The 16,141-nt window shown below is 53.9% G+C and carries 11 protein-coding genes and 1 pseudogene; 4 read left to right on the forward strand and 8 right to left on the reverse strand.

The window, feature by feature from the left end:
- Positions 1-15: 15 nt before the first annotated feature.
- Both VI340_RS17680 and asnB read right to left on the reverse strand, forming a co-directional pair.
- Positions 16-1,206 (reverse strand): glycosyltransferase family 4 protein, encoded by a 1,191-nt coding sequence (locus VI340_RS17680; RefSeq protein ID WP_049943008.1) that lies wholly within the window; start codon positions 1,204-1,206, stop codon positions 16-18.
- Between the two features lie 124 nt (positions 1,207-1,330).
- The gene (asnB, locus tag VI340_RS17685) at positions 1,331-3,220 is read right to left on the reverse strand and encodes an asparagine synthase (glutamine-hydrolyzing) (protein ID WP_275039413.1); all 1,890 of its coding nucleotides are present in this window, start codon (positions 3,218-3,220) and stop codon (positions 1,331-1,333) included.
- Positions 3,221-3,484: 264 nt separating this feature from the next.
- Here asnB and VI340_RS17690 point away from each other — a divergent pair, with 264 nt between their 5' ends.
- Positions 3,485-4,654: a glycosyltransferase gene (locus VI340_RS17690; RefSeq protein ID WP_008311679.1), complete on the forward strand. Its 1,170-nt coding sequence runs from the start codon at positions 3,485-3,487 to the stop codon at positions 4,652-4,654.
- A 150-nt stretch (positions 4,655-4,804) separates the two neighbouring features.
- Here the strand turns inward: VI340_RS17690 and VI340_RS17695 are convergent, their stop codons facing one another.
- The 4 genes from VI340_RS17695 to VI340_RS17710 all read right to left on the reverse strand — a co-directional run bounded on the left by VI340_RS17695 (position 4,805) and on the right by VI340_RS17710 (position 9,526).
- Positions 4,805-5,740 (reverse strand): DUF1616 domain-containing protein, encoded by a 936-nt coding sequence (locus tag VI340_RS17695; protein WP_008311680.1) that lies wholly within the window; start codon positions 5,738-5,740, stop codon positions 4,805-4,807.
- 102 nt (positions 5,741-5,842) lie between these two features.
- Positions 5,843-6,685 (reverse strand): glycosyltransferase family 2 protein, encoded by an 843-nt coding sequence (locus VI340_RS17700; RefSeq protein ID WP_008311681.1) that lies wholly within the window; start codon positions 6,683-6,685, stop codon positions 5,843-5,845.
- A gap of 334 nt (positions 6,686-7,019) precedes the next feature.
- The gene (locus VI340_RS17705; protein WP_049943009.1) at positions 7,020-8,861 is read right to left on the reverse strand and encodes a COG1470 family protein; all 1,842 of its coding nucleotides are present in this window, start codon (positions 8,859-8,861) and stop codon (positions 7,020-7,022) included.
- Between the two features lie 383 nt (positions 8,862-9,244).
- Positions 9,245-9,526, reverse strand: a complete 282-nt coding sequence (locus VI340_RS17710) for a winged helix-turn-helix domain-containing protein (protein WP_004515801.1) — start codon at positions 9,524-9,526, stop codon at positions 9,245-9,247.
- Between the two features lie 790 nt (positions 9,527-10,316).
- Here VI340_RS17710 and VI340_RS17715 point away from each other — a divergent pair.
- Positions 10,317-10,952, forward strand: a complete 636-nt coding sequence (locus VI340_RS17715; protein ID WP_336330182.1) for a DUF7344 domain-containing protein — start codon at positions 10,317-10,319, stop codon at positions 10,950-10,952.
- Positions 10,953-11,011: 59 nt separating this feature from the next.
- Here VI340_RS17715 and VI340_RS17720 read toward each other — a convergent pair whose 3' ends face one another.
- Positions 11,012-12,157 carry an alpha-D-ribose 1-methylphosphonate 5-triphosphate diphosphatase gene (locus VI340_RS17720; protein ID WP_336330181.1) on the reverse strand — a complete coding sequence of 382 codons (1,146 nt, stop codon included), beginning with the start codon at positions 12,155-12,157 and terminating at the stop codon, positions 11,012-11,014.
- 622 nt (positions 12,158-12,779) lie between these two features.
- Here VI340_RS17720 and gfo6 point away from each other — a divergent pair.
- Positions 12,780-13,850 (forward strand): D-xylose 1-dehydrogenase Gfo6, encoded by a 1,071-nt coding sequence (gene gfo6, locus VI340_RS17725; RefSeq protein WP_336358863.1) that lies wholly within the window; start codon positions 12,780-12,782, stop codon positions 13,848-13,850.
- Between the two features lie 390 nt (positions 13,851-14,240).
- Positions 14,241-15,470, forward strand: coding sequence for an HAD-IIA family hydrolase (locus tag VI340_RS17730; RefSeq protein ID WP_336358864.1), 1,230 nt, complete (start codon positions 14,241-14,243; stop codon positions 15,468-15,470).
- Between the two features lie 78 nt (positions 15,471-15,548).
- Here the strand turns inward: VI340_RS17730 and VI340_RS17735 are convergent.
- Positions 15,549-15,665, reverse strand: a pseudogene (locus VI340_RS17735) (IS5/IS1182 family transposase); the annotation flags it as partial.
- Between the last annotated feature and the right edge of the window lie 476 nt (positions 15,666-16,141).

The following is a 16,141-nucleotide window of genomic DNA, read 5'->3' on the forward strand; positions in this document are numbered from 1 at the left end:
CGATTCGCCATTCGTTCAGATCTCGTCCTTGACCACAGGTGTGGGACTGCTGGTCGATTCCGTCTTGTCTCGAATCACGGAGTCACCGATTTCAGCCACTTGGCCCAGTATTTCCGTTGTCTCTTGCACTGTCTCTTCCCAGTTATAACGCGTCGTGACGATTGCTCGGCCGTGTTTTCCCAGTTCTGAGAGGGCGCGCTGATCGCTGAGCAAATCAGAAATCGCCGTCGCGAATCCCTCGACGTTGCCAACTTGGACTGTTTCTCCCGTTTGGTTGACTATTTTCGAGGTCTGTTCGAGATCGCTGGCAACAACTGGTGTTTCACAGGCTAAAGCTTCGATAACTGTCCGTGGAAAGCCTTCAGTCCGACTCGGAAGGACGAACAGGTCCGCTGCTCTGAACACCGAGGGCATTTTCTGATAGGGGACCCGCCCCAGGAATTCTACAGCATCTGTAAGTCCCTCGTCAGCGACCGTCGATTCGAGACTGTCTCGAAGCGGGCCGTCGCCACAGAAGAACAGCGATGCGTCCGGACAGCGCTCTCGTACCGTATCGAATGCAGCTAACACGTCCTGAGGTCGCTTTCCGTCGACTAAGCGGCCGACAAACACGATTGCCTGGCCGCTCTGGTTCGCGATATCGGGATGGGTCTGTCCAGCAGGGGAGAAACGGTTGGTATCGATTCCGTTGTTTACAACCGCGATGTCAGCGTCGACACCGAGGTCACGAAGTTTGGATTGCTCGACATCGGTGTAGCAAAGCGTGACGTCGGCCGAGTCATACGTCCACTTACCCAGCGTACGAAGGTGTGCACGCGAGAACCAGAACGGACCTCGTTGTGAGTTGAGGCCGTGACATGTGATTGCAATCGGGATGTTGGCCATTCGGCAGTACAGCGCGGCCACGTTACTCGAGAAGAACAGGTGAGAGTGGGTGTGAACCACGTCGAAGTCTTCCAGACCACGTAGATCACCGACAGTGTTGGCGAAGATCTGATTCCCGAGGAGCTCTAGCTTCGGCGGTTGTTTGATCAACGTATACCCGTCTTGATCGGTAACCTCTCGCTCTTCCACCTCTTCCGAGACAGTCAAGACGGTGACCTCGTGCCCCATCGCAGCCTGATCACGGCTCAGAGCATGTATGTGATATGGCGCACCACCGACAGTTTCAGGGAAGATGTCTTGGGCGACCCGGAGTATGTGCATTTATTTCGCCCGACTCTTACAGGTAGAGGGGTATAGTTAATAGTCCGATTTTTTGAGTAATAGGCCTCTATAGCCAGTACAAGACACCAGATGGTGGTATGTAGTCACACCTGCTACCGTATTCCTATTCGAGGACCCCCTGCTCTTGCATACGCACAGCCCAGTGCTTGAAGACGTAGACGGTCCAGAGGAACCGCGAGTGATCGTGGTTTCCATCAAGGTGTTCATCGAATAGTTCTAAAATCGCCGCGGTATCGAGAATCCCCAGATCAGTAGCACGGACCATCGAGACGAACTCGTCAGCAAGCTCGTGTTTAAACCACTCACCGATCGGCATATCGAACCCGTGTTTGTTTCGCTGTAAGATAGACTCCGGCAGTACATCATCGAAGGCTCGTTTCAGCACACGTTTTCGATCGCGGCCAGTTAGTTTGTGGTCTGTTGGGAGACTGAGTGCGTACTCAACGACATCAGTATCGAGGAACGGAACGCGTACCTCGAGTGAGTTGTACATACTGGCCTGGTCGACTTTCATGAGCATCTGATCTGGGAGCGATAAGCGGGTATCGACAGCCTGTATCCGTGCCAAGCTCTCTCTATCGGCCAGTTCTGGGGATATCGCGGCGTGCTGTGTCCGGAGGGCGGTCTGCCCAGCTTCGATTGGGTCAACGTTCGTCACGGACTGGATAGCTTGGTCATCGGAGACACGCATTAAATCGAAGTGACGCTCCGGAACGGATCGTTCTCCGCTCCGATTTATGAACCACTGTCCTTTGTAAACGGCGTCGCCGACCGCAGTCCCTCGTGAGGCGGGTAGTGCATTCACAGCCGGCTCGACGGCGTATTTCCGTATCTGGGACGGAAGCGCTCGATAGTACTTTGACAGGGACTCGACTCGGTACTTATCGTAGCCGGCGAACAGTTCGTCAGCACCGTCACCAGAGAGTGCGACCTTGACGTTATTTCTCGTGGCGCGAGACACAGCGTAACTCGGCATCAGTGCCGGATCGGCGAAGGGTTCCCCCAATTTATTCAGTACGTCCGGTACGGACTCGCGTACGTCATTCGCTGTGAGTGTGATCTCGTGATGGTCGGTATCGTGGAAAGACGCCACTTCTCGTGCCGCCCAGGATTCGTCGAATCGATCCTGATTGAAACCGACGGTAAACGTCTTCACGGGATCATCGAGTAACTGTGCCATCGTCCCGACGATTATCGTCGAATCGATCCCCCCGCTGAGGAACGCTCCGAGGTCAACGTCGGCCATCAGGCGTTTTTCGACCGCCGATTCGACGAGCGAGCGTAGGTGTGAGGCAGCGGTATCAATGTCGGGATCACGAGGCGTGATCGATGGCTCGTGGTATTTGTCGCGGTCGATACCATCGTCCGATATGAGTATCCGCTCGCCGGGTCTGACCTTCGAAACGTTACGGAAGGCCGTTTTCGGTGCCGGAATATATCCGAATGCGAAGTACTGAGCCAGTGCGTCCCGATCTATGCCGCCGAGGTCAATGTCGCTCTCGAACAGCGATGGGAGCTCGGAGGCGAACGCGAGCTTGTCGTCCGTTTCGGCGAGAACGAGAGGTTTGATACCCATCGGGTCACGGGCCAGTAACAGACGTTCTCGCTCACTGTCCCACAGAGCGAACGCGAACATTCCGTCGAGTTCGTCGACGAAACTTGGACCTTCTTCCTCATAGAGATGGACCAGTACTTCGGTGTCGGTTTGAGTGGTAAATCGATGTCCTGCGGACGTGAGTCGTTCCTTGAGAGCCCCGTAATTATAGATCTCTCCGTTGAAGATGACGGTTACGGTACCGTCCTCGTTGTGGATCGGCTGTCCCCCGTTCTCGGGGTCTATAATGCTGAGCCGGCGGTGTGCAAGTCCAACACTTCCATCTCTGAAAACCCCATCGTCGTCAGGACCTCGGTGACACTGGCAGTCGTTCATACGCTCAAGAACGTCGGTTTCAGGAGAGCCAGATCGAACATACTGACCACAGATTCCACACATTGTTCGCGTAATCTACATCGATGCTCAAAATTATACCCTCCCTACATGGGCGAGTCAGACGGGCTATCTTCCGCTCAACGCTGCCTATATGGGTCTGTCAGTCCGCTGTGGAACGTCCCCAGAGAAATTCTGGGCCGTTACGCTGCCTGAATGAACGATTCGAGCTATTCGAATCGACCAAAGCATTGCGGGAAGTCAAAAACGTGTCCCGAGAATCGGCGTAGGGTGAGTATAAACAAGCCCTTTCACACAGACTGTGAACTAATGGAAAACACTGGACCGATAGCGTTCTTCGTTCCCTCTCTGACAGTCGGTGGTGCCGAGCGTGTGACAGTTTCTGTCGCGAACGGGCTCTCTAAGCGCGGATATGACGTAGACCTTGTCGTGTCGTACAACGAGGGGGATTTCCGGACCGATGTCGCCGGAAGCGTAAACGTCGTCGACCTCGGAACACAGAGGATACCAGGGATAGGAATCGGTGCGAGCGTTCCCGCTCTCGTACGATATCTGCGGCGACAATCTCCCCAGATACTCTTCTCACAGATGACGTATGCCAACGATATGCACATGATTTCGCAGATTCTATCGGGCGCTGACACTACCGCCATCTCGACGATCCACAACACGCTCGGGATGCAAGAGGAATCGAAAGAGAAGCTCGTCCAGTGGCTGCAGCGTCGCCTCGCCGGTCAGTCGGACCAGTTCGTCGCCGTTTCAGAAGGTGTCGCTAAGAGCATCGTGGAACACGTCGGTGTCGACCGCGAGAAGGTGTCTGTCCTCCACAATCCGATCCCTGTCGATGAGGTCCAAGAGCGGGCAGGGAAGCCGGTGGATCATCCATGGATCGAATCGGCAAACATTGACGTCGTTCTCGGTGTCGGACGCCTGGAGAGAGCGAAGAACTTTGGATCGTTCCTCCGCGCTTTCGAACGGGTCCATGCCGCTCGACCGGACACGCGTGCGATTATTGTCGGCCGCGGGTCGAAGCGAGCCGAACTCGAAACCCTCGCGGCCGAGTTAGGTATCGACGCTGCGGTTTCGTTTCCCGGCTTTGTCGACAACCCTTACGGCTACATGGCGGGTTCGGACGTCCTCGCGATGTCTTCGGTCCACGAGGGACTGCCGACCGTGCTCATCGAGGCCCTTGCCTGCGGATGTCCGGTCGTCTCGACCGATTGTCCCAGCGGCCCGGCAGAGATCCTCAAAGATGGTGAGTACGGCCCGCTCGTCGATGTCGATGACGACGAGGGACTCGCAGCGGCCATCCGGACGACGCTCGACGAGCCACTCCCGAGCGATGTGCTGATCGAGCGTGCGAACGATTTCGCTCCCGCGGCTGTGATCGACCAGTACGAAGCGTTTATTCGAAATTTCGTATCGGTGGAGACCACCGATAGTGTCGATAAACGATCCGAGCCGCTCACCCCCTCGTGACTATAGTAGCCATTGAAAATCAATGCACACCTGATCGCACGACGGCAGTGCGATCAGTGTGTACATCGTTTCAATTGGTACTATAGCTCCGGTCTATACCATCCATCAGAACTGTCCAAAACCTACTCCCAGACTCCTGTCGTTGTTAGCTCACGTTATGTCGACCCAAATGTGAGCCTCACGGTACGCGTTCTCAGCTGTGGGTTGATCCGGCGGACTTCCCCTGTACAACAAATACGTCAACCGCAGGCGCTCGCCCTCCAGTACCGGCGTCACCGTGTGACGCTGCAGCCAGCGGTCTCCAGCCGCTGTCCGGTTGCTGTAAGTATCGAGACGTATGCGCTCGATGACCTCTCCTGTCGGTGCGGTTCTGGCCATCTGCACGACGACGACATACTCGGTTGTCTCCATCTCGTGATTCGTGGCGGTGAAGTACATCTGTTCAGGCTCGCCCAACGCGATCTGCTCCGGATAGCCGCTTGCCTCCAGATCGCCAGTCTCATTCTCGGTCAGCAGCCCGAATTCTGTGTACGCTTCGCCGCGCTGTGGCTGAGCCGCGACCAGCGTCACGCTGGCAAACGTCACGAGGATCGCCACACCGACAACTACGGTCCCCAGCTGGACTCCCTCCCCATCGGAACCACCGCTGGCCGCTCGTGAGTTTCCGAAGGGCATCGAGGTCTGGCTCAGGCCCGTCTGTGCCCTTTTGTAGCGCCGATACCACGCGATTCCGGTTGCCCCAACGGTTACGATAGCAAGGGCAGTGACAACCGGAGTCGGGCGAATCGGCCAGGGCGTGAACTCAAGATTGACTCCGACGATAATTGCCAAACAGATACTTGCTACAACCGAGTACAGCATCCGTTCTGTGGTAATCAGCCGGTGGTGTTCATCCTCCGGGTTCCGAGTTGGAAAAAGGGCCGCGACTACAGCATAGCCCGGGACGAACAGCAAGAAGGGTAACGCGACGGCCGCGAGGAGCACCCCTTCAAGAGACGACAGCGTTGCGAAGAGTACAACCGCTGTGTACCCCCCGGTAACAAGCAAATCGACAGTCGCTGGCGAAGTATCCGACCACCTGCCCATAAGTTCCGCTCACGCCTACGCCATGATAAGTAAAAACTGCATAACGGTCATTGACGGTGTCGAATGTGGTGTCAAAGAACGATATCCAACCGTTCAGAGTGATCACTCTGATTCTGTTCGGGAGAGATACTTTTGCTGTAACCGCCAGACGTACCCACGAAGTAACAGAATCGATAGTTTCGGAATGAACGAGCCGTATCGAATCCCGCTCGACTCGTCGCCGTAGAGTGCTTCCATCGGTACGTCCTGAACAGTCATCCCATTCGCATCTAAGTGAATTAGCATATCGTTCAGAAATCCGTAGTCGTCAAACAGATCGTTCAGCGAGAGCTGGTCAAGCGCCGTCGCAGAAATCGCGGTGTATCCGTTCTGTGGGTCGCGCATTTGCCAGTGTCCGCTCGCAATCTTGGTCAGCATCGTGAGGAGCGCATTCCCGAATAGCCGCCAGTTAGACATCTGAGTACAGTGGCGTCGCGATATGAGGCGGTTGCCTTTCGCGTAATCCGCATCCCCCTCAACGACTGGGTCGAGTATCTCATCGAGGATGTTCGGATCCATCTGGCCGTCGCCATCAAGGACTGCAACCGTATCCATGCCGCTCATAAGCGCTAGCTCGTATCCGGTTTGTACGGCAGCCCCGCGACCGCCGTTAGTCTGATGACGGACTGGGACGATCCGCTTATCGAGAAACGTCTGGCTTTCAGATACCGTTGTCCCGGCCCCGTCGGCGACAACTATTTGTTGTGCGGAGTCACCAGTCACACTTGCGTGTTTCACCTCAGTATCCACGTATTCCTTGATTTCGGTCCATGTGCCATCTGTCGAGCAGTCGTCGATAACGAACACCTGATCGACGTACTCCGGAAGTGAGTCGACGACCTCACCGATGAACCCCTCTTCGTTGTGTGCCGGAACGACGACACCGACGGTCGAGCCTTTATACACTCTATGTCCCCCCTGTTGGTGAGTGGAATGGGTCCGCTACGGTACGCACAGAGTTACCGAAAAGGGAGCTACTCATCTCGGGTCGGCTTTCATGCCAGACCCACGCGCCAATAGCAACCTCTGATTCAGTGATAGTCATGGTAGGTCGTAGGGCCGCTCACCGGCCACCAATAGGGCCCTCTCTGTCGCCATGTTGGACAAATCGATCTATTGTTATTCCTTACTTTCCAGGGTTAGCGGTCATATACAGTGGACTGTCGGATCGATAAATATCTCGTTAGGCCGATTCCGAAAAGCGCCCACGTACGGCGATTACTACTGTTAGAGGGAGTGGTTATTCGAATTGATCCTGATACGTCGTCCTGATGTCCGCCTGACGACTATCGGTTAGGTTCTCGTACGACTTCCCGTACGTGTCGTTGGCCAGTTCGTCCCAGGACTCGATTCGGTCACCGGAATCAGTCTGGAACTGTGCATCGAAGTCCGCTTCGACCTTCTGTTGGGTTTCGATTTCTAGTCCTGTGAAATTAAACTTCTCCCCAGCTTTCACATCGGCCCCGTACTCTTGCCGGGCGATTTCCTCACGCGTCCGCACCTCTACGGCCGCAAGACTGTCCGCGAACGGTTGGCGTTCGTGAATCTCTTCGATCTGGCGCTTCGTTTCACCGCTCACCTCATTATAGTAGCGTCCGTACTTGTCCTGGGTTATTTCATCAAGCGAAGCGCGGTCACCATCAGAGACACTGGTACTTCCGTCGGAACCGCTGGACCCGCCGTCTTTTGCCCATGACGGCTTGACCGACATAGCTGTTGACGCACGCGCGTCTTTTGAGTAGATGCCATAGACGTACGTCTGCAGACTCAGTGGTTCTACGGGGTAATCCGTCGAGTCGGTTACCGTGTATTCAACCTCGAACCGAACGCGAGTCGACTCGCCGGGTGCGAGCGTGACATTTCTGTCGACTCCATAGGCTTCCGGTCGATCATCGTCATCGCTGTCGATACGATGCTGGATCGATTGAGTTCCGGTGGTTTCACCGGTGTTCGTTACGTCCGCGAAGAACACAGCCGTATCACCGACGTACAGGACATTCGGTCCAGCCAAATCCGACACCTCGAAATGACTGTCCTGTACCGTCATCGAGACGGTATCTATGTCGTCAGCAGTTCCAAGCGAATGGTTGTGTGTCCCGCGGCTCAAATTCGTCGTATTCACATCAATAGACACCGTTGTCGTTTCGTTGGCAGCAAGTGAAACGGTGCGGGAATAGGTGGTGTTCATGGAATTACTCCGGAGCGTGACGTTGTCGATCCCGTCCACGTCACCAACGTTCTCGACGACTGCTGAGACATTGGCAGTTTCCCCCCTCGTTACGTTGGCCGGTGCAGTCGTGTTCTGCACACGGAACGTCGCCGGTTGCTGGACATGGAGTGTTCCGGTCGTTGTCGTGTTTTCGGTGGCGACCCTGTATTGATATCGGCCAGGCTCCAGATCAGCAGTTCGGACCGTGGCAGTGCTCATCTGGCTCTGGCCGCCCGCAAGCGAGTGGACACTCTCGTTCAGCGTTTCAGCATCGGAGTACTGGCCGTTTTGGTCCGCATCGACAGCGATTCGCACTGTCTGGACGCCACGATATGCACCGACATTGGTCAGGTTTGCTCGGATGGAGGCGTTCGTTCCACGGACAATTGTAGCGTTTTCAGTGGTATCGGCGAGGACAAACGTAGGCGGGGTGAGGACAGCCACATTCCCAGTTGACTCCGGGGACGATGACTCACCGACGGCAACGGCGTGCGTGTATTCCCCGGGACTGATTTGGTCAGGTTCGACAGCGAACGTCACGTCCGTCGGTTCTGCAGCCGCAACCTCGACTTGTTTTGTTGCCACCGTTTCAGGAGACTGTCCGTCCCTGTTCAATCGTAGCGCTACTTGTTGTGTTGTCGTTTCCGACCCCGCATTTGTGATTTGAATATGCACACGCAACGGCTCATCCGGCCGAATTTCGGTCGGAGACTGCACAGTGCGTATCTCCAGTTCGTCCTCGCTCACAGTGGTCTCCGTATTTGCCGGTCCATCGGCGAAACCACCGATTCCAAGCCCCAGCGTAGCACCTCCAATGAGTAACAGTCCAGCGACGCACCCAATCAGTAACTTTCCGTAGCCTATGGACAACATGCGTACGCAGGTATGTTACAAATCATTATTGTTACGGCTGCTATACCCACCGTTAGACACTCTTTGCATTCAATATCGAAGAGCGGATTTCTACAGGGAGGTCTCAGAATGGGTAGCATACGTTTACCACCAGACACGTCCCCCAAAGTGGAGCTTTCAGCCATAGTCGTAGTGAGTCGATACCGTTCGTTGGCGCCTCAGTTTAACGACTACCGTTAGCTGAATCTATGGAAAGCACACCACCTTGTGGTGTAATGGAATATCGCATACGCGAGAGACCCACATCAAATTACAAGTTCAATTCGAATCGAAAACAGGGAGAGAGATGGTTCTAAGTCGACGCGACTGTGCAATCCTATCAGTTCGAGGCCGAGACGCGACAGTTACGCCATGTTCTTCCGTTCGATTGTTTCCCAAATATCGACACCCTTCTCAGTGATGTCGTACACGCGCCCTTTCTTCCGATCTTCGGAAACTAATAGGTCAACCAGTTCCGACTCACGGAGTTCCTGTAGGGCGCGCGAAACGTGAGCAATGCTCATTTCCCTGTCGTCCGCAATTAGCGACGGTGTCGCAGGGCCTTCTGACAACCGGCGGAGAGTCTCGACTCGATACCGTGAACTGATTACGTAGCTCACTTCGTCCCACTGATCAAAGTCTGCCATCGTATCTATTCGTATGCACGAGTGTACCAGCTACCTTCTTTGGACACAAACTCGTGTACAGTGATATTCCATGTGCCTGTGGTTAATTGTTTCGCTCGTGTCTCTTGGTCTCGCTTCGTAGCCATACACGATTCCGGTTGAGTACCCTGCATACTGAGTATGTGGTGAGTAATATCGCTCTTCCGCTCAATTCATATACCGCGCATTTCACCTACGTGTTCGGCAATCAGGCGACAACCGATCAACAACAGATACCGTGGAGATCGTAAGGCTCCAATTCCCGACGATAACCCAGAAGAGCATCTTATCGAGGACTTCGTTCCTTCAGGGACCTCTGTGCGGTCCAGATAGCTGTTTAATTGATACTGATAAGATTGCGTTACTTGCATGACTGATAGAAACGGTCCATATACGCTACGATTTACCCTGTGCGATTTCGAGGAAGTGAATGACGTGTAACCGTAGCAGAGGAGTGCCTCAGCGTTTTTACGGGTAGTCTACGTATTTTGCGTATCTCAACATACACTGTAGCGGACATTTATTATCGATCACCGAAAATTGATTCAAAGAACACTGTTACTCCCGGAATACCCAAACAACTACTGACTACCCCGGCGGTAACCAAAGAAAAATTATCTAATCGATTACATAACAAAGTATTAAGTGGCAAGGTGATGTTGATTTGAAATGCTGGCTGACAGCGTAACGCTCCGTCGATACAGCCGGGGGGCTGTGTGAGCGCGATTCCAGACGGGTGGACGATGTCGCAGCACACAGGAAGTGGGTAAATATGGGAGTCAAAGACACCGCACAAACGAAAGCAGAACCGAATAATAAACTAAGCGACGAATCTGTCCCATCGCCAAAAGGGAAAGAAAGCAGTGCGGACCAAGCGACGTCACAGGAGCAGGACGACTCAGGTGCATCTCTAGACGTTATTTTTGAAATACTGAAAAACAGCCGCCGCAGAGAGGTCCTCCACTTTCTTCGAGAACGAGGCGAACAGGTCTCTCTTGGAGAACTCGCAGAACACGTCGCGGCCATCGAGAACGAGACCACAACTGATGCGTTGACATCAAGTGAGCGCAAGCGCGTGTACGTAGGACTGTACCAGTGCCATCTCCCGAAGATGGACGACATCGGTGTCGTCGATTTTAACCAAGACCGAGGGCATATAACCCTTACCGAGAAGGCTGACGACTTCGAAAAGTACCTCAACCGTTCTGAAGAAGAGGCGGAGGGCCGACAGTGGTATCAGTATTACGCGGCCGTCTCGGTGCTCGGTGCGATGGTCCTAGCCGCCTCTGTCGCCTTCTCACTTCCCGGGAGCATGGTCTTAGGTCTGCTCTCCCTGGTAGTGGGTGTTGCAGGCGCATGTTCGGTGTATCACTGGTCAGTTGAGCGCGAAGAGCCGGACAGCGAGTAGCCCGATAAGAACGGTTTGGTTCCGCGCGCAGTTTTTACGCAGTACGCGTCACGAGTAGGCTATCCAGAGCGATACACTTCGTCGCCGGCAACATATGTTCGTGCTATCGATGGAACCGGGTCTGGATCAACGATAATCAGATCGGCCCTTGCTCCACACTCCAATCGGCCACGGTCGTACAGGCCGGCAGCGGCAGCTGGTGCAGTAGAGACACGTAACACCCGGTCTTTGAGAGGGTCACCGTTTTCGATGAAAACAGAGCTAAGCAGTGATTGCGGACGAAAGTCGCTACAGAGAATGTCGACAACACCGTCTTTGATTGCCTGAGACGCATCGGGCCCGTCCCACAGACTCCCACCGCGAACCACATTCGGCGCACCCATCGCAACGGCCAAGTTTAACTCGGTTGCCCGCTGGGCAACACGGTGGGAGAGCGGATATTCACTTATGTCTACCCCGATAGCAGCGGCGTTGTCCACGCTCGAAACGGTTTCATCGTCGTGTGAGGCGACTGGGATATTTCTATTGCTTGCTAGCTCTGTAATCTCTCGTGCGCGCGAGATTACTTCTGTTTCGGAGACACCATTGCGGCGTGTTTCGAGGGTCTGAAGGCTTGACTCTGAGACCCCGTCCGGAAGATTATAGCGTTGTGTAAGTGTATTTTCGCCAGCGAACTGGCCCGTTCCGGGAATGTGTGAGACAAGGGAGACGAGATCTCCCCCTGATTGGATTTCTTGCGAGACGGCGTCGACAGCCGTTTCGTTGGTGAGTTCACACCGCATATGGAGTCTGTTATCGACCCTGGCGCCGGTTTCGCAGTTGAAATCTCGGATATGCTCGGCCAAGCGACGGGCTAATTCGATACTCCGGTTATCATCTGGGACGTCTTCGAACGCAATGGCATGATACTTTGTCGTAACTCCCGCGCTGGCATTGGCAATATCACATCGGTCCAGAGCGACAGTCGTGTTGACGCGCTCACCAGCTCTCGGAAATAGGTGCCGTTCGATATCATCACCGTGAAGATCAACCAATCCAGGTAGGACATACTTCCCCGTCGCATCAATGTCCGGGGAGTCATGAGATTCTGCTTCCACCGAGACTATTTTTCCATCAGAGAATACTACTGTCCCGTTCTCAATTTCGCTGGTCGGCGTAACAACAGTTCCTCCCGAGATTAATGTTCGATTTGCAGTATTTTTCATTCAGCTTGGCACCCTGTAAGATTTTCCAATGTGTTTACAATCGACTTCCCAAAACATGAATATGCGCTTACTACGGCTATGCTACAGTCGGATATAGAGTACATATTTATATGTAATTGACAGCCGTAGCTGTTGTGCTTAATGAAATAATGGGAGACGAGGCCGTCAATCGTCACTATCAGTTGCTAAAGACGGACCTAGGACACTCCAACAATTCTCAGGGTTTGAATAGAGCCCCAATCCAGGGGATTTAAACCTACGCAGTGTTTCAAATAGTACATACAAATGTCAGCCTAACCTAATTTCTAAATTATGATTATATAATACCTTCATAGAGTAGACAATTTGCGGGTAATTCTGGCGGATTCATATCCATTAGGATACACCTACCCGCATAATACCGTATTAACTGTTTGAACGAGTGCGTTTGAGCAGTAATTTCTTTCTATTTTTTCCATAGTGAGAAAGAGTATAATAGCACTAGCTGAAGAAGAGAGCCAGTAGTAACAAGATTACAGCATAGTACAGTGACATACTCCGGCGACGTCACCCCACCCACCAGCATGGTGTTTGCGTGTTCAGAAACCGAAGTTTTTAGCGTCAAGGTTTAAAACATATTTGTATGAAAGACTGGATTGATACGTATAACGAGCGTGACTGGCAAACCACCACGGACGGAACGGTTCGATACGCGCTGTTAGGACTTGGCTGGTGGACAATCGACCTAGCACTTCCCGCGATTCAGGACTCTGGTCTGGGTGAAGTTACAACGCTCGTCAGCAGTTCTTCGGAGAAAGCGAAACGTCTCGCCGACGAGAACGGTGTGGACTACGGGATCAGTTACCAAGAGTTCCACGACGGGGAGGCAGCCGACAGGTTTGATGCCATCTACATCGGGACACCGAACGCCTTGCATCTGGAATACGCCGAGACAGCCGCAGAGTTAGACAAAGCGATCCTGTGCGAGAAACCGATGGAGGCAACAGTCGAACGGGCCCAGAAAATGGTTGAGGTCTGTGCGGACGCCGCTGTGCCGTTGATGATTGCCTACCGGATGCAGACTGACCCCGCTGTTAGGCGTGCAAAAGAACTCATCGAAGACGGATTCATCGGTGAGCCAGTATCCGTATACGGAAACAATAGTCAGCCGCTGCTCGAGATGAATCCGGACACGGACCAGTGGCGGCTCGATCCGGAACTCTCAGGTTATGGCACCTCAGTGATGGATTTGGGGATTTACTCGATCAACACGACTCGGTTTCTGCTCGACCGGGAACCACTGGCGGTGCAGTCACAGATGGATTCTCATGGAGAGGCCTTCGACGACGTGCCTGATGAACGCTCCGGGGCATTGCTTGCGCTGGAAGACGGTATCAAAATGGTCACGACTGATAGCCAGAACGCCCACAGTGATACGCAACTGAAAATAACTGGGACGGACGGACAGATCGAACTCCGTCCAGCGTTCCATGGGAAAGCAAAACTCCACCTGTCCCGAAACGAGACGACAGTAACTGTCGAACACGAGAGTTTTGACGCGGAGGACGAAATGCGGGAGGAGTTCGACTACTTCGCTGACCGCGTTTTGACTGGTACTGACATTGGCCCGGACGGCCGCCACGGCCTCCAGGATATGCGAATCATCCGGGCAATTCACAAAGCCGCGGAGAGCGGCGACGTCGTCAAACTGTAACTGATTCGTTCGAATTTATCTGGTCCCAGCGCTGTCAGATTGGTTTAGATTTATTCAGGTGGCGATCACGGCTATCGCGTTATCCCAGTCAAAACGGAGTACAGCGTGATCACAGTATAATACTCAAGATCTGTGAACAGAAGCGACCCTGACATTGGTTTTACACTCACTGTATTGGGTGATCAATGATCAACAGCGGAAAATGCTATAAGCCGTCCGATTGGTTTGTTTGGGTAGACGTGACGAAACCACATTTGAACTGGTCGGCTTTGTTTAGACGCGGAGTAACAGCCAGTTCGTTTCGTTAATGACGATAAATCAGCCACTCAGTTAAACTGCAGATGCACCCCGACAACAGGATACAAGTGGCTAATGGTGCTACAAAATAGTATGGTTTCTGAACAATTCGACGCGTTCTTACTTGACCTCGACGGGGTAGTGTATCTCGGGGATGAGGCCCTACCGGAGGCGGTCGAGTCGGTGAATCGTCTTAATGAGCGGGACAATAAACTACGATTCCTGACGAACGACCCACGCTTTCAGCGTGAGACGATCGCGAACAGACTTCGCAAGCTGGGGATCGACGCCGAAAAAGACGAGATCATCACGTCAGGCTGGGCGACCGCCCACTACCTCTCCCAACAGGATGTGACCACCGCTGCTGTCGTCGGTAGCGCAGGGCTGGAAATCGAACTCCAAGAGGAAGGCATCGAAGTCACGGACGACGATCCCAATGCGATGGTCGTCGGCGCGGACGAGAAGACGTCATATCAAGACATCCAGCGGGCGGCGAGACACATCCAGCGGGGAGCGACGTTCGTGGGGACGAACCCGGATGGGTCGTTCCCGACCCCAGACGGGCCTGTACCCGGGGCCGGGGCCATTGTTCGAGCAGTCGAAGCTGCGGCGGGAACAGAGCCAATGGTCGTTGGCAAACCCGAGCCGCTTATGTTCGAGATGGCTCTCGACGGGCTGGCTGACGACGTGCAAGCGGCCGCGATTGGCGATAATCCTGCCACGGACATTCTCGGCGCCCACCGTGCGGGGCTCACCGGGATTCTGGTGGCCGAGGACAAACCGACTGCCGCATCTGCTCGTGATCTTCAGCAACCTGATTTGACGATCTCGTCTCTTGCACACCTCTTCACGGACACAACCGACACATGGGAGGCACCACCCTATTCGTGGCCGGATGAGATACGTCCGGGCGTCGCTGCTGTCGTAGTGAATGACGTAGATGAGGTGCTGTTGCTGAAACGCGCCGACAAAGAGCAGTGGGCGCTCCCGACGGGCACGGTCGAACGGTGCGAACCAGTCGGGGACGCTATCACACGAGAGGTTGACGAGGAAACGGGACTGCAAATAGCGGTTGAGCGGCTGATAGGCGTCTATTCACACCCGGAACAGCAAGTGTTTTCGTATCCCTCAGGCAAGGCAGTTCACTTCGTCACGAATTGCTTTCGGTGTTCCATCGAAGGGGGTACACCCGAGGCCGACGAGGATGAAGCCCTCGAGGTCGGATTCTTCGACATGAACGATTTACCGTCGGATATCCTTCCGATGCAACCGCAGTGGATAGCCGATGCAAATGACGCAGATGGCTCACCTGCAATTCGATAAATTCACAGGCTGTACTGACCGATGTTACGGAGCAAGTTCGATATTTCTCAGAGTCGCTCTCAGAACGAGTTCACGGAGCTACGCGAACCACGTCCGTGGCCGAAGCGTGTCGCCGTACCGCTGCTCGAGCGAGAAAACCACAGCCTCGACGAGTGACCGTCGATGATCGGTATCGTCGTCATGGCGAGCGTCACGCACCATATCTATAGTAGCCATTGAAAATCAATGCACACCTGATCGCACGACGGCAGTGCGATCAGTGTGTACATCGTTTCAATTGGTACTATAGCGGGGAGAACTCTCGGTGTTTGTTCACTGGCCCAACGTGGGGCTCCAGAAGTTCTTCCGGGATCGTCTCAATCAGACCTTCCTCAGCGGTCACCGTCTGTAGCCGGTCGAAGTTCCGATAGGTCTCTGCCCTCCGCTACCCAATCCGGAACTGGAGATCTGTTCTGGTAGTCATATTTGGGTGATAGTCGTGCGAAGGTTTACACTGTACCGCACCAGGTATCACTTAAAATGGCTGTGTCTCAGAGCTGAAGCAAGGAGGGTAATAACATCCGTACAGATGTTATTATTCGACGCCGGCGAACTCGACAGGCTCTCAGCGGCCGCTGGTATCAAAAGATCGTGTTTGGAATGGCAACTATCTGATTTGATGTCGCGCATAT

It is taken from the genome of Haloarcula sp. CGMCC 1.6347 (assembly GCF_037078395.1).
Lineage (GTDB): Archaea > Halobacteriota > Halobacteria > Halobacteriales > Haloarculaceae > Haloarcula > Haloarcula amylolytica.